This is a genomic window from Streptomyces sp. Je 1-79, assembly GCF_025195125.1.
Taxonomy (GTDB): Bacteria; Actinomycetota; Actinomycetes; order Streptomycetales; family Streptomycetaceae; genus Streptomyces.
Map to the genome: position 1 here is coordinate 20,735 of NZ_JAMGSL010000025.1, position 12,222 is coordinate 32,956.

Here is a 12,222-nt window from a genome sequence, read left to right on the forward strand (position 1 = left end):
CCGCGACATACCCACCGCCCGGTCCCGCCGGGGACCACGGCGGTGCCGACCCGTCGAACTCCGCGTGGGGCGAGGCGTACTTCTTCGACGGCCTACCCCCGTCCCCCATCGGGCCGCGTCGCCCCGCGCCGGGTCAGACCAGCGGGCCACCGTAGTGGCCGGCGAGCATGCGCCGGTACTCAAGGTCGTCCAGATGGCGCTCACGTACGAACTCCGGCGCGTTCCTGATCTGTTCCTTCGTCCGGTCGACATGGATCACCCGCGCCTCGGGATCGATCCGGGTGATGGTGCCCGCCGGCAGCAGGACCTCCTTGCCGAAGATCCACACACCGGTGTCGACCACGATCCAGGCCGAACCGGTCTTGTCGGAGTGCTTGTGCACCTTGCCGATCGAGCCGTCCAGCGCCTCGACCTTGTACCCCGTCAGCACGGCTCCCGCAGCATGGCCCGAAGTGTCGCGGTAGGCCCACATCCTGTCGGTCATCTGCTCGCTCCCTCACTGGTGCTCGTGCGTTCGATCGGTGGGCCGCCTCCTCCGTCAGGAGTGGAGGCGGCGCCGCACTTCGCGTTCCCCGCCTCGCAGGCCGCATGCCTACGGCTCGCATGCGCGGGCGATCGCAGAGGGGTGTCGGGCCGCCGCCGTCGCGTAGCGTGCCCGCTGAACGAGTGGTCCCGTCGGCAGCCGGCGCGCTGCCGCCGCCCCGCGTCGGCGTCATGCGCGGCCTATCGTTGCGGTATGCGGCTGTTGCTCATGTCCGACACCCACCTGCCCGCCCGCGCCAGGCGGCTGCCCGAGGCCCTTCTCGCGGGCGTCGACGAGGCCGATGTCGTCGTCCACGCCGGGGACTGGACCGACGAGGCCACCGTGGACCTGCTGGAGTCGAGAGCCCGGCGGCTGGTCGGGGTGTACGGCAACAACGACGGCCCCGCCCTGCGCCAGAGGCTTCCCGAGGTCGCGCGGGCCGACCTGGGCGGGCTCAGGTTCGGTGTCGTGCACGAGACTGGCGCCGCCGCGGGTCGGGAGCAGCGCTGCGCCCGGCGCCTTCCCGACCTGGACGTCCTCGTCTTCGGGCACAGCCACATTCCGTGGGACTCCACGGCCCCGGGCGGGCTGCGCCTCCTGAACCCAGGCTCGCCCACCGACCGCAGGCGGCAGCCCTTCTGTACGTACATGACCGTGAACGTCTCGGACGGCGTACTGGAGAACCTCACTCTGCACCAGCTGCCACCGAGGTCCTGAGCAGCCGATCGGGGAGGGGGCGGGCGGCTCGGCCGACCGTGCCACGCGTAGGTGCGCCGTGGATCGCGGGGCCTGTCGCCGGGAGCCGAGCGTCGGCAGGCGCGACCCAGGTCCGGGCAAGTCGGGATACGCCTCGCCGAGCAGGGTAGTCGGAGGCCATGGCCGTCAAGAAGACAAGCATGCTCGTACTCGACTGCGCCGAGCCGCGGGCTCTCGCGCACTTCTACGCCGAACTGCTCGCAGGCGAGGTGCACATCGGGGAGGATCCCGACCTGGTCGAAGTGGTGGGCGGATCCGGTGTCCGCCTCGCCATCCACCGCGACCATGGCTATGCGCCGCCGAGTTGGCCTCGGCCCGAGGACTCCCAACAGGCGCACCTGCGCATCCTGGTGGACCCTGGCGACCTCGACGAGGCCGAACGTGAAGTGGTCTCGCTCGGTGCGCGTCCGCTGGACTCGGATGTCGGGGACGGGCCGCGTGAAGCCCGCCTCTTCAGCGATCCGGCCGGTCACTCCTTCACCCTCGCGGCGACCGGTTGGACCGTCTGACCCCTGCGCCCCACTCGCCCGGCTTCCCGTCGGACGGAGCAGCCCCGGGCTGCCACCGGGGGCGGGGCCTCCCTCAAGGGGCTCCGTCCGCCACCCGCACCAGAAAGAGTTCGTCCACGAAGCACCAGGCCCAGTCCTCGTCGGCGGCAATGGAGACGGCCACGGGGTGGCCGGTCTCCGCGTGATGGGCGTGGGCATGGGCACCGCGGGAGCTGTCGCAGCACCCCACGTGCCCGCAGGTCGCGCACCATCGCAGCCTCCGCCAGCTCCAGCCCCGTGCCACACAGTCCGCGCACGTGGCCCCGCGGGCGGGCGGGGGAGCGGGCGGTGAGTCCAGAACGTCGAGGTGGGTGCAGCGCCGTGGCGACGTGCGACCTCCGTCGGGTGCCTCCCGCCAGGCCCGGTGGGACGACCCGCTCGGCTCGTCCGGTAGGCCGTCGAAGGAACCCTCGAAGGAACGGCCCTCCCTCACAGCTCCCTGCCTTCCGTCGCCACGGTCTCGCCGTTACTTCGGCCGGGTGGCGGCTGTCGGATGCGCCGGAGCCACATGACGAGTGGGGGACGCCGGTCCGGCGTCCCCCACTCCCCATGTTGCCGATCAGCGGTTCAGTCGGTCTGCTCGACGACGAAGACGGGGATCTCCCGGTCGGTCTTGCGCTGGTAGTCGGCGTAGTCGGGGAAGGCCGCGACCGCCCGCTCCCACCAGGTCTGACGCTCTTCACCGGTCACGATCCGTGCCTTCATGTCCCACTGTCGCGTCTCGTCCCGCAGCTCGACCTCCGGGTGGGCGACCAGGTTGTGGTACCAGACCGGGTGCTTCACGGCACCGCCGTTGGAGGCGACCAGCGCGTAGGCGCCCTCGTGCTCCACCCGCATGAGCGGCGTCTTGCGGATCTTGCCGCTCTTCGCGCCGACGTTGGTCACCAGGACGACGGGCAGGCCCCGCATCGTGGTGCCCTGGGTGCCGCCTGACGATTCGTACAGCTCGACCTGTTCCCGCACCCACTGCGACGGACTCGGCTCGTACGTTCCCTCGAGTGGCATGTCGTTCCTTTCTCGTCGTTCGGCGGCGCCCCGGCCTCGCGGACCGCGCCGCCCCGCGCCAGTCCATCACGGACGCGCTCGTGCGGCCAGGGAGGGCGCGCCCGGCGTGGCGCGGGGGTGCCGGGTCACCCTCGGGGGCATGCGGAACGACGAATCACCCGTCCCGCTGTACGGCTCCCGCTGCACCGCGACAGCCTCGCCGCCGTACGCCGGGCCGCGCCGGGCCCCCTGCGGCTGCCGCCGAGGGCCGCGCTAGGCCCCTGGGTCTGCCGCCGCGTCACCGGCGCCCTCGCAACCGGCCGAGAAGCGTGCGTGCCTGCGCGCGCTTGCGCGGGTCTGCGGCGGCGCGCCGGGCCGATGCGATGGCCCGCTGTCCCTGCGGGGTGCGGGTGAACTGCTTGATACGCGTGAGGAATCCGGACATGGTGCCTCCTTTGGCCGTGAGTACCGTCCGCTTACCCCGTGGCGTCGCGACGATGCTCGGTCGGGGCCGCCGGCGCAGCGGCGAACGAGGCTCAGTAGGGGCGGAGGTGTCGGGGGAGAGGAGAAGCCGCCTGCCCCCTTCCCTCAATCCACCGCCCGCCCCCAGCCTCACACCAGCTGCGTGAACACCCCGAGCGCCGCCTCCTCCGCTGCCTCTCGGTCCTCGGCTACGAGTCCGATGCGGGTGCGGCGGTCGAGGAGGTCGGACGTGTCCAGCGCGCCCTCGTGGCGGACGGCCCAGACCAGTTCGGCGCGCGTGACGGGGTGGCCGGGGACGATGGGCCGGGCGAGTTCCGGGTCCTTCAGGCCGAGGCCGTGTACGACGGATGCTTCGGTGCCGTAACGGCGTACGAGACGGGCGGGGACGTCGAGACCGGCGAGGGTCTGCGGCCGGGCGGCGCCCACGAGGGGGACGGAGGCGGTGCGGCAGGGGCCGGCGGTGAGGCCGCGGGCGGACACGGCCGCGTCGACGGCGTCCTGCGCCATCCGCCGGTAGGTGGTCAGCTTGCCGCCGACGACGGTGACGACGCCGTCAGCCGAGGTGAGGACGGCGTGCTTGCGCGAGATGTCGGCGGTCCGGCCTCCCGCCCCGCTGGTGTCGAGCAGGGGCCGCAGCCCCGCGAACGCCCCGACCACGTCCGCGCGGCGGAGGGTGACGTCGAGGGCGGAGCCGAGAACGTCGAGGAGGAAGCCGATGTCGGTCTCGGGGACCTCCGGCACGTCGGGGACGTCGCCGTCGACGGGTTCGTCGGTGAGTCCGACGTACACGCGGCCGTCCTGCTGGGGGAGCACGAGGACGAACCGGTTGGTCTCGCCGGGGATCGGGATGTGCAAGCCCGCGGAGAGCCGGCCGAGGTCCACGTCGCGCAGGACGAGGTGGGTGCCGCGCGAGGGCCGCAGCCGTACGTCGTCGACGAGTCCGCCCGCCCACACCCCGGCCGCGTTGACGACGACCCGGGCGCGGATGCGCAGCTCCTCGCCGGTCGTCTCGTCCCGGACCCGGGCGCCGTCGCCGGTGAGTTCGAGGGCGCGGGTACGGGTGAGGATCCGGGCGCCGTGCGCGGCCGCCGTCCGGGCGATCGCCGTGACCAGCCGGGCGTCGTCGGTGAGTTGGCCGTCCCAGGAGAGCAGTCCGCCGCGCAGCCCGGTGGGGCGCAGGGCCGGGGCGAGGTGGCGCGTCTCGACGGCGGAGAGGGTACGCGGCGCGGGCAGCGTGGTGCGTGCCGTACGGGCGGAGGCGCGCAGCAGGTCGCCCGCGAGGAAGCCGGCGCGGGCGAGGGCGGCCTGGCCGCGGCTGACGAGCGGGGTGAGGGGCAGGACGAAGGGCTGGGCGCGGACCAGGTGGGGAGCGGTCCGTTCCATGAGGATGCCGCGTTCGACGGCGCTCTCGTGGGCGACGTCGAGCTGTCCGGTGGCGAGGTAGCGCAGGCCGCCGTGGATGAGCTTGGAGCTCCAGCGCGAGGTGCCGAACGCGAGGTCGTGGGCGTCGATCGCGGCGACGGTGAGCCCGCGGGTGGCCGCGTCGAGGGCGGCTCCGGCTCCGGTGGCGCCGAGGCCGACGACCAGGACGTCGACCTCGGTGCCGTCGGCGAGCTCGGCGAGTTCGCGGGTCCTTCGCTCGGCGTTGAGCGAGGAGCCGGGAAGGGAGGGGCCGGGCAGCGAGGAGCTTCCCGGGTGGCTCAGGGGGGTGGGGGGCGTCGTCACGGGGTGAGGGTCCTCTCCAGCAGGGTGCGCAGCTCGTCGAGGAAGGCGGCTTCGCTCAGTTCGGGATCGGTCTCGTCGGTCATGGTGCGCAGCGAGAGCGTGAACGACTGCACGACGAGCAGCAGGGACCGGGCCTGAAGGTCGACGGGGGCGCGGCGCACCGAACCGTCCGCGTGGCCTTCGCCCAGCGCCGTGACGAGGAGGCGGAGGAAGGCCTCCTGGCTGGCGCCCCGGCGGTCGAGGATGTACGGCAGCAGCAGCTCGGGGTCCACGTCGAGGATCTTGTGGAAGAGCGGGTGGGCGCGGAACGCCGCGGCGCCCGCGACGAGCCCGTCCACCATCCGCGAGCGCACGGGCCGGCTGTCGGCCTCGGCCGGCATGGCGTCGGCGGCGACGGCGATCCACTCACGGGTCATCAGGTCGCCGACGAGGCTGCGCACGTCGGGCCATCGCCGGTACAGCGTCATGCGGGACACGCCGGCGCGCCGGGCGACGTCGGTGAGGGTCGTGCGCCGTACTCCGACGGCGAGCACACAGTCGCGTGCGGCGTCCAGCACGGGATCTGCGTCCGAGTGGTTGTGACGAATGGGCGTCATCTGTCACAGTGTAATGCCAGTACGGGCCGAGCGGCAGCACCGTCCGTGAATCAGACCGAGAGGAACTTCTCGAAGTGGACATGTTGTGGAGCGGCTGGGGCGACCCGGCCAAGGCGGCCCCCCTGCCCGACGCGGTGACCGGCCTGCTGCGTGACCTGCTCGGCGTCACCCCTCGCGAGAGCGGCCCGTCGACCCTCGACGGCATCGAGCTCCCCGCCCCGACGCTGACCCACGAGGCGCGCGCCGCGCTCACGGCGGCGCTCGCGGCCCCCGACGCGCTGCGCGACGACGCCGAGAGCCGCATCCGGCACACCCGCGGCAAGTCCACCCCCGACCTGCTGCGCATCCGGGCCGGCGAGGTCGACGACATCCCGGCCGCCGTCGTACTCCCGGCCGGCCACGACGAGGTGCTCGCCGTTCTCCGCGCCTGCGCCGCCCACGGCCTGCCCGTCGTCCCGTTCGGCGGCGGCACGTCCGTCGTCGGCGGCCTCGCACCCGAGACGAAGCGGCCGTTCGTCGCCCTCGACCTGCGCCGACTCGACCAGCTCCTCGCCGTCGACGAGGTGTCCCGCACCGCGACCCTCCAGCCCGGCCTGCGCGGACCCCAGGTCGAGGCGCTGCTGAACGAGAAGGGCTGGACCCTCGGCCACTTCCCGCAGTCGTTCGAATGGGCGTCCGTCGGCGGCTTCGCCGCGGCCCGTTCCAGCGGCCAGGCCTCCGCCGGATACGGCCGCTTCGACGAGATGGTCCTCGCCCTCACCGTCGCCACCCCGGAGGGCACGCTGGAGACCGGGCGCGCCCCCCGCTCGGCCGCCGGACCCGACCTGCGCCAGCTGATCCTCGGCTCCGAAGGCGCCCTCGGAGTCATCACCGCCGTGACCGTCCGCATCCGCCCCCTGCCGCAGAAACGCGTCTACGAAGGCTGGCGCTTCGCCTCCTTCGAAGCCGGAGCCACCGCCCTGCGCCGCCTCGCACAGGACGGCCCGCGCCCCACCGTGCTGCGGCTGTCGGACGAGACCGAGACCTTCGTCGGACTCGCGCAGCCCGACGCGATCGGCGCCGCCGACACCCCGCCGAGCTCCGGCTGCATGGCGATCGCCGGCTACGAGGGCACCGAGGAGGACACGGCGGCCCGCCGCGCCGCCGCCCGCGAGATCCTGCTCGCCTGCGGCGGCGAGTACGTCGGCGAGGAACCGGGCGACCGCTGGGAGCACGGCCGCTACAACGCCCCGTACCTGCGCGACGCCCTGCTCGACGCCGGCGCCTTCGCCGAGACGCTGGAGACCGCCGGGTTCTGGTCCACACTGCCCGAGCTGTACGCGGGGGTGCGCGACGCGCTGACCGGCACCCTCACCGAGGCCGGCACCCCGCCGCTCGTCATGTGCCACATCTCCCACACGTACGAGAACGGTGCCTCGCTGTACTTCACCGTCGTCTCGGCGCAGGGCGAGGACGCGGTCGCCCACTGGGCCCCCGTGAAGCAGGCCGCGAACGACGCGATCCTGGCGGCGGGCGGCACCATCAGCCACCACCACGGAGTCGGCACCGACCACCGCGACTGGTACGCCCGCGAGATCGGTCCCCTGGGAGTCCGCATGCTCCAGGCGGTCAAGACCGAGGTCGACCCGTCCGGCGTCCTCAGCCCCGGCGTCCTCATCCCCGTCCGCTGATCACGCCCACCCACCGGAACCCGCCCGCCCGTCGACCCCTTGTCCCGCCTTGTCCCGCCTTGTCTCGCCCTCTCCCGTCCTCTCCCGTCTTCTCCCGTCCGGAGGCCTGATCCATGCGACAGTTCACAGCCGTCGTCAACCCCACCGCAGGGGGATCCAGCGGGACGGCGGCCCTGCTCCCGCTGGCCCGGCTGCTGCGGGAAGCAGGCGCGCGGCTCGACACCGTGTACAGCCGCAGTCTGGAACACGCGCAGGAACTCGCCCGCAAGGCGGGAGCGCAGGGGCACGTCGTGCTCGCGGTCGGCGGTGACGGGATGGCCGGCTGCGTCGGTGGCGCGCTCAGCGGTACGGACACGGTGTTCGGCCTGGTTCCCGCGGGCCGCGGCAACGACTTCGCCCGCGCGCTGGAGCTGCCCACCGACGCCCCGGGGCTCGCCCGGGTGCTGCTCGAAGGGGAGGTGCGCGCGGTCGACACGATCGAGGTGGAATCCGCCGCCCACGCGCGGACATCCGTCCTCGGGAGCGTGTACGCCGGCGTCGACGCGGTGGCCAACCGGCACGCCAACAACTCACGCCTGCTGCGCGGCGCCGCGTCGTACTACGCGGGCGGCCTGCGGGCCGTCCTCGCGTGGCGAACGGCCACGTACCGGATCACGGTCGACGGCGTGCTGCACGAGCGCGCCGGCTACACCGTGGTCGCGGCGAACTCCGGCTTCTACGGCTTCGGCAGAAACGTCGCCCCCGGCGCGCGCCTCGACGACGGCATTCTGGACGTCGTGGTCATCGGAGACGCCCCCAAGCGCCACTTCTTCGCGACGATGAACGAACTGAAGACCGGGGCACACGTGAACCGCCCCCAGGTGGAGATCCTGCGTGGCAAGGAGATCCGCATCGAAGCGGACCGTCCGCTTCCGTACGGCGCCGACGGCGAGGTCGACGCGACCCTGCCGGTGACCGTACGGGTGCAGCCGGGGGCGCTCAACGTCCTGGTCTGACCCCTCTGCCCCCACGGGACGTAAGGGCCGCGTCCCGGCCGCCCCAGACCCGCGGCCGGGACGCGGTACCTCGTCCCCTTCCGACGACCACGGGTCGTCCGCTCACCGAGCGGGCGGCCCGTCGCCGTGCCACCGGGTGCCCCCCTGTCATACCGTCGCAAACCCGCAGGTTAGAGTCGTGGAAGGTCGCGCCGCCGCACCAGGGCGATGCGCAGGGCCGGGCCGGCTGTCGATCACAGAGCCCGCTGTTCGATCACAGAGCCCCAGGACGTCCGCACGTCCGCCGTACCACCACCACCGCCCGGCCCTCGGCCGCCTGCCACGGAAACAGCACAGATGACTACCGACGCACCCTCGCGTCCCCAGCCCGCCCCCGCCGCCGCCCCTGCCGCCGAGGGCGTTCCCGCCGCCGTCGAGGTTTCCCGCGCGCCCCGGTTCGGCGGCCGAGCCCCGGCCAGGCCCACGCCGGTGGCCGCGTTCCACAGCGTGAGCGCCGCGACGGCCGTCCTTCTGACGCTGGTCGCAATCGGCGCGGTCCTCCACGAACCGGTGCTGATACCCCCACTGGCCGCCAGCGCCGCCCTGGTGCACGCGGCCCCCACGCTGCCCCTGGCCCAGCCCCGCAGCGTGGTCGTCGGCCACCTCCTCGGCGCCGCCGTGGGCTACGCGGCCCTCGCCGCCGCGGGCAGCAACGCGTGGACGGCGGCCGTCGCCGCCGGCCTCACGCTGGCGCTGACCACGTTCGCCCGTACGCCGCACGCCGCCGCCTGCGCCACCGCCGTCGTCATCGTGCTCCAGACACCCGAGGCCACCCGGTTCGTCCCCCTCCTCTTCGGCTCCACGGTCCTCCTCGTGCTGACGGGGTACGCCGGGTCCCGCATCCGACGGACCTCCCCGAGGTACCCCGCCTACTGGTGGTGACCCACCGGCCCACCGGTCGACCGGCCCACCCGCCCACCGGTCGACCGGCCCACCCGCCCACCGGCCCGCGGGCGCCCGCCGCCCCTCGATCCGGCTACGGCAGGATCGAGTCGACGTACCCGCCGTCCACGCGCAGCGCCCCGCCGGTGGTGGCGGACGCCTGGTCCGAGGCGAGGTAGACGACCATGTTGGCGATCTCCTCAGGTTCGATCAGCCTCTGCAACAACGACTGCGGACGGTGCTCCCGCATGAACGCGCGCTGTGCCTCGTCCCACGGCAGGTCACGGTCGACCAGCTCGTACACGAACTCCTCCACGCCGCCGGTGTGCGTCGGGCCCGCGATGACCGAGTTGACGGTGACACCGGTTCCGGCCGCCTGCTTGGCGAAACCGCGCGTGACGGACAGAAGCGCCGTCTTCGACATCCCGTAGTGGATCATCTCGGCGGGGATGACGACGGCCGAGTCGCTGGCGATGTTCTGGACACGGCCCCATCCACGCTCGCTCATCCCGGGCAGGTACTGGCGGATCAGCCGCACCGCGGCCAGTACGTTCACCTCGAAGTAGCGGCGCCATTCGTCGTCGCTGATCTCCAGCGGGTCGGCGGACTCGAAGATCCCGAGGTTGTTCACCAGGATGTCCACCTGCGGCAGCGCCTCGGCGGCGCGCCGCGCGCCCTCCTCGGTGGTGACGTCGGCGACGACCGGGACCGGCTCCGTGCCCCCGGCATCGCGATGAATGCCGGCCACGGCCCGCTCCACCCGTTCCGCCGTCCTGCCGTTGACACCGACCCGCGCCCCGGCCCGCGCGAGGCCGGTGGCGATGGCGGCCCCGATCCCCTGGGTGGAGCCGGTGACCAGTGCGGTGCGTCCTGTCAGATCGATGTGCATGAGCGGACCTGTCCTCACAGCTCGTGCGGGTGGGACCATTGCCCTACCCGCTCCGTGCCGGGACCAACGGCAGTTCCCCCACCCGGCCCCCGGACAGGCAACGCCGTGGCGGGCTGCGGCGTCTGGCGGGCGCCGCGGGCGGGCCGCGGTCGCGCGCGCCTACCTCCTGACGTTCGGCTGGGCCGGCTGGCTGTGACACGCGCCGCTGGTGGACCTGCCGATGCCGGTCGGGCGGCTGGGATACGAACCGGTGCAGGTAGACGCCGGACGCGAGAGGATCGCCCGCAGCCGGCCGTACCTCTCAGGCCCACGTCTGGGAGTAGTGATCCTGGTAGTTGCGCCTGCCCTGCCGTGCCTCGATCCAGCGGCTGATCAACAGCAGTACGAGGCTCGCCGCGACGACGGCGAGGCCGGGCGCCACGCCCCCGAGCGGCCCGAAGTCGTCCGCGATCCCGGAGATGATGCCCGTACCCGATCCGTTCGCGGTGCCGCCCGTTCCGGCCGCCGCGGCCGGCGGACCGGCCTGGGCGCCGGCCGATGTGCCGGGCTGGGGGGAGGGGGAGTCCGTGGCGGGGCCCCCGGAGGGGCCGGAGGCCGTAGGGGAGGGCCGGTCGGCACTCTGATCCTGACCAGCCTGCCCGCCTTGTCCGGCCTCTTCGGGGTCAGTGGACGGGTCGACCAGTCTGACCCCGAGGGTCTGCATCGCCTTCACCGCCGGCTGGAAGTAGGTGAGGCCGCCGGTCGTACAGTCACCGTTGCCGCCGGACGTCACTCCGAGGGCGAGCCCCCGGGAGAACAGGGGCCCGCCGCTGTCGCCGCGTTCCGCGCAGACCGTGGTCTCGATCAGCCCGGTGACGGTGCCCTCGGGGTAATTGACGGTGGCGTTGAGCGCGGTGATCCGGCCAGTCCGGAAGCCGGTGGTGCTGCCGCTGCGGAAGACCTGTTGGCCGACGACGGGCTCGGTCGCACCGATGATCCGGACGCCACGCCTCCCCCCGAGGGTCACCACGTCCGCGCCGTTGAGCGTCTCGCCGTCCGCGTAGCGTACGAGGGCGAAGTCGCTGCCCGGGAAGTCGGCGGTGACGGTGGTGCCGAGTGGACGGGTGTCGTCCGGGTTCCGGAACCAGTCGGTGCCTGCGGCGCCGCAGTGTCCGGCGGTCAGGATGAAGACGTCACGACCGTCGGTGACGTTGAAGCCGGCCGTGCACCGGCCGCCGTCCGTGAAGATGGGGGCGGCCGCGTTGACCCGGGTGGTGAACGCGCCTTCCGTCCGCTCCATCCTGACGACGTCTCCGATGTCCCCGGCCACGCCGGACAGCCGCGACCAGTCGCCGGCGGAGACCGTACTGTCGGCACGTACGACGATCCGGTTGGCGGAATAGTCGGTCACCCAGGCGGTGCCCGACACCCGGGGCTCGGCCGCGAGGGTCTCGGTGGCGGCGCGGAGCCGGTCCATGCTGTAGCGGACCATCTTGGGCGCGACGCCCGCACGCCTCGCCTCCTCGGCCGCGTCGGCATCGGTGACCCCGACCACGGGCCGCCCGTCCGCGCCCGTCCAACTGCCGGCGGTCCGGGTGTCGCCGAGCCGGGTGATGACATCGACGGCCGCACGCGCCTCGTCGCTGCCCGCTCTCAGCGTTCCGGCCGTGCGCGTGCTGCCTCCTGACGGTTCGCCGGCCATCGCGTACGTGACCATCAGCGAACCGCAGACAAGACCGCCTGCGGCGGCGAGCCGCATCAGACGCCGTACGCCTCGTCGCGCGTGCTTCATCCCGCCCCTCTCTCGTACCGCCGCACTGCTTCCACCAGCGCGACCCGGCGAGCCGGGACCTGCCCGTCTCTACGTCCTCTACGTGCTCAAGGTGCTCTACGTGTCAGGGGTCGCGCATGTTCAGTACGAGCGGCAACTGCCGGTTCTGGTAGCGCAGTCGAGTGTCGACGGAGAGGTCGGAGGGGAGACGACTCGGAGGGGAAGGTGGCGTACGGCCCGCTCCGACCGACCGCGCCTTCGGCACAGCGGCCACCAAGTCCTGCAACCAGCCGCCCATCTCGCTCCACGGGGCAACTCCTCCCCAGGCGCTCAGGACAGATCCACTCCCACAGCGAACATGATCGGCCGGGTAGGTCCTAGG

13 protein-coding genes are annotated in these 12,222 nt (G+C 73.1%); 5 read left to right on the plus strand and 8 right to left on the minus strand.

Annotated elements, in window-relative coordinates; genetic code table 11:
* Positions 1-133: 133 nt before the first annotated feature.
* On the minus strand, positions 134-484 hold the full coding sequence (locus tag M5362_RS32720) for a PRC-barrel domain containing protein (protein ID WP_260231595.1): 351 nt from the start codon (positions 482-484) through the stop codon (positions 134-136).
* A gap of 252 nt (positions 485-736) precedes the next feature.
* Here M5362_RS32720 and M5362_RS32725 point away from each other — a divergent pair, with 252 nt between their 5' ends.
* Entirely contained in the window at positions 737-1,240 is a 504-nt protein-coding gene (locus M5362_RS32725; protein ID WP_260231596.1) for a metallophosphoesterase, read from the plus strand.
* Between the two features lie 158 nt (positions 1,241-1,398).
* A complete protein-coding gene (locus M5362_RS32730; RefSeq protein ID WP_260231597.1) occupies positions 1,399-1,788 on the plus strand; it encodes a VOC family protein in 390 nt (129 codons plus the stop codon).
* Between the two features lie 73 nt (positions 1,789-1,861).
* On the opposite strand, the gene M5362_RS32735 is transcribed toward M5362_RS32730, so the two are convergent.
* The 5 genes from M5362_RS32735 to M5362_RS32755 form a co-directional block, all read right to left on the minus strand.
* Positions 1,862-2,125 carry a UBP-type zinc finger domain-containing protein gene (locus M5362_RS32735; RefSeq protein ID WP_261366798.1) on the minus strand — a complete coding sequence of 88 codons (264 nt, stop codon included), beginning with the start codon at positions 2,123-2,125 and terminating at the stop codon, positions 1,862-1,864.
* Between the two features lie 269 nt (positions 2,126-2,394).
* Complete coding sequence (locus M5362_RS32740) at positions 2,395-2,832, minus strand: nitroreductase family deazaflavin-dependent oxidoreductase (protein WP_260231599.1); 438 nt, start codon at positions 2,830-2,832, stop codon at positions 2,395-2,397.
* A gap of 277 nt (positions 2,833-3,109) precedes the next feature.
* Positions 3,110-3,256: a hypothetical protein gene (locus M5362_RS32745; protein WP_260231600.1), complete on the minus strand. Its 147-nt coding sequence runs from the start codon at positions 3,254-3,256 to the stop codon at positions 3,110-3,112.
* Between the two features lie 167 nt (positions 3,257-3,423).
* Positions 3,424-4,974 carry a glycerol-3-phosphate dehydrogenase/oxidase gene (locus M5362_RS32750; RefSeq protein ID WP_260231608.1) on the minus strand — a complete coding sequence of 517 codons (1,551 nt, stop codon included), beginning with the start codon at positions 4,972-4,974 and terminating at the stop codon, positions 3,424-3,426.
* 41 nt (positions 4,975-5,015) lie between these two features.
* Positions 5,016-5,615: a TetR/AcrR family transcriptional regulator gene (locus M5362_RS32755; RefSeq protein WP_260231601.1), complete on the minus strand. Its 600-nt coding sequence runs from the start codon at positions 5,613-5,615 to the stop codon at positions 5,016-5,018.
* A gap of 74 nt (positions 5,616-5,689) precedes the next feature.
* Here M5362_RS32755 and M5362_RS32760 point away from each other — a divergent pair, with 74 nt between their 5' ends.
* From M5362_RS32760 to M5362_RS32770, 3 genes are all read left to right on the plus strand, one after another.
* Positions 5,690-7,285, plus strand: coding sequence for an FAD-binding oxidoreductase (locus M5362_RS32760; protein ID WP_260231603.1), 1,596 nt, complete (start codon positions 5,690-5,692; stop codon positions 7,283-7,285).
* Positions 7,286-7,398: 113 nt separating this feature from the next.
* Entirely contained in the window at positions 7,399-8,280 is an 882-nt protein-coding gene (locus M5362_RS32765; protein ID WP_260231604.1) for a diacylglycerol kinase family protein, read from the plus strand.
* Positions 8,281-8,616: 336 nt separating this feature from the next.
* Positions 8,617-9,201: an HPP family protein gene (locus tag M5362_RS32770; RefSeq protein WP_260231605.1), complete on the plus strand. Its 585-nt coding sequence runs from the start codon at positions 8,617-8,619 to the stop codon at positions 9,199-9,201.
* 94 nt (positions 9,202-9,295) lie between these two features.
* Here M5362_RS32770 and M5362_RS32775 read toward each other — a convergent pair whose 3' ends face one another.
* Positions 9,296-10,090 carry an SDR family NAD(P)-dependent oxidoreductase gene (locus M5362_RS32775; RefSeq protein WP_260231606.1) on the minus strand — a complete coding sequence of 265 codons (795 nt, stop codon included), beginning with the start codon at positions 10,088-10,090 and terminating at the stop codon, positions 9,296-9,298.
* Positions 10,091-10,391: 301 nt separating this feature from the next.
* On the minus strand, positions 10,392-11,861 hold the full coding sequence (locus tag M5362_RS32780) for a S1 family peptidase (RefSeq protein WP_260231607.1): 1,470 nt from the start codon (positions 11,859-11,861) through the stop codon (positions 10,392-10,394).
* Positions 11,862-12,222: the final 361 nt, after the last annotated feature.

Excerpts from the sequence above, each read along its gene's own strand:
- M5362_RS32755 (WP_260231601.1), bottom strand. The coding sequence starts at position 5,615 with ATGACGCCCATTCGTCACAACCACTCGGACGCAGATCCCGTGCTGGAC.
- M5362_RS32720 (WP_260231595.1), bottom strand. The coding sequence starts at position 484 with ATGACCGACAGGATGTGGGCCTACCGCGACACTTCGGGCCATGCTGCG.
- M5362_RS32725 (WP_260231596.1), top strand. The coding sequence starts at position 737 with ATGCGGCTGTTGCTCATGTCCGACACCCACCTGCCCGCCCGCGCCAGG.
- M5362_RS32745 (WP_260231600.1), bottom strand. The coding sequence starts at position 3,256 with ATGTCCGGATTCCTCACGCGTATCAAGCAGTTCACCCGCACCCCGCAG.
- M5362_RS32780 (WP_260231607.1), bottom strand. The coding sequence starts at position 11,861 with ATGAAGCACGCGCGACGAGGCGTACGGCGTCTGATGCGGCTCGCCGCC.
- M5362_RS32730 (WP_260231597.1), top strand. The coding sequence starts at position 1,399 with ATGGCCGTCAAGAAGACAAGCATGCTCGTACTCGACTGCGCCGAGCCG.
- M5362_RS32740 (WP_260231599.1), bottom strand. The coding sequence starts at position 2,832 with ATGCCACTCGAGGGAACGTACGAGCCGAGTCCGTCGCAGTGGGTGCGG.
- M5362_RS32775 (WP_260231606.1), bottom strand. The coding sequence starts at position 10,090 with ATGCACATCGATCTGACAGGACGCACCGCACTGGTCACCGGCTCCACC.
- M5362_RS32765 (WP_260231604.1), top strand. The coding sequence starts at position 7,399 with ATGCGACAGTTCACAGCCGTCGTCAACCCCACCGCAGGGGGATCCAGC.
- M5362_RS32770 (WP_260231605.1), top strand. The coding sequence starts at position 8,617 with ATGACTACCGACGCACCCTCGCGTCCCCAGCCCGCCCCCGCCGCCGCC.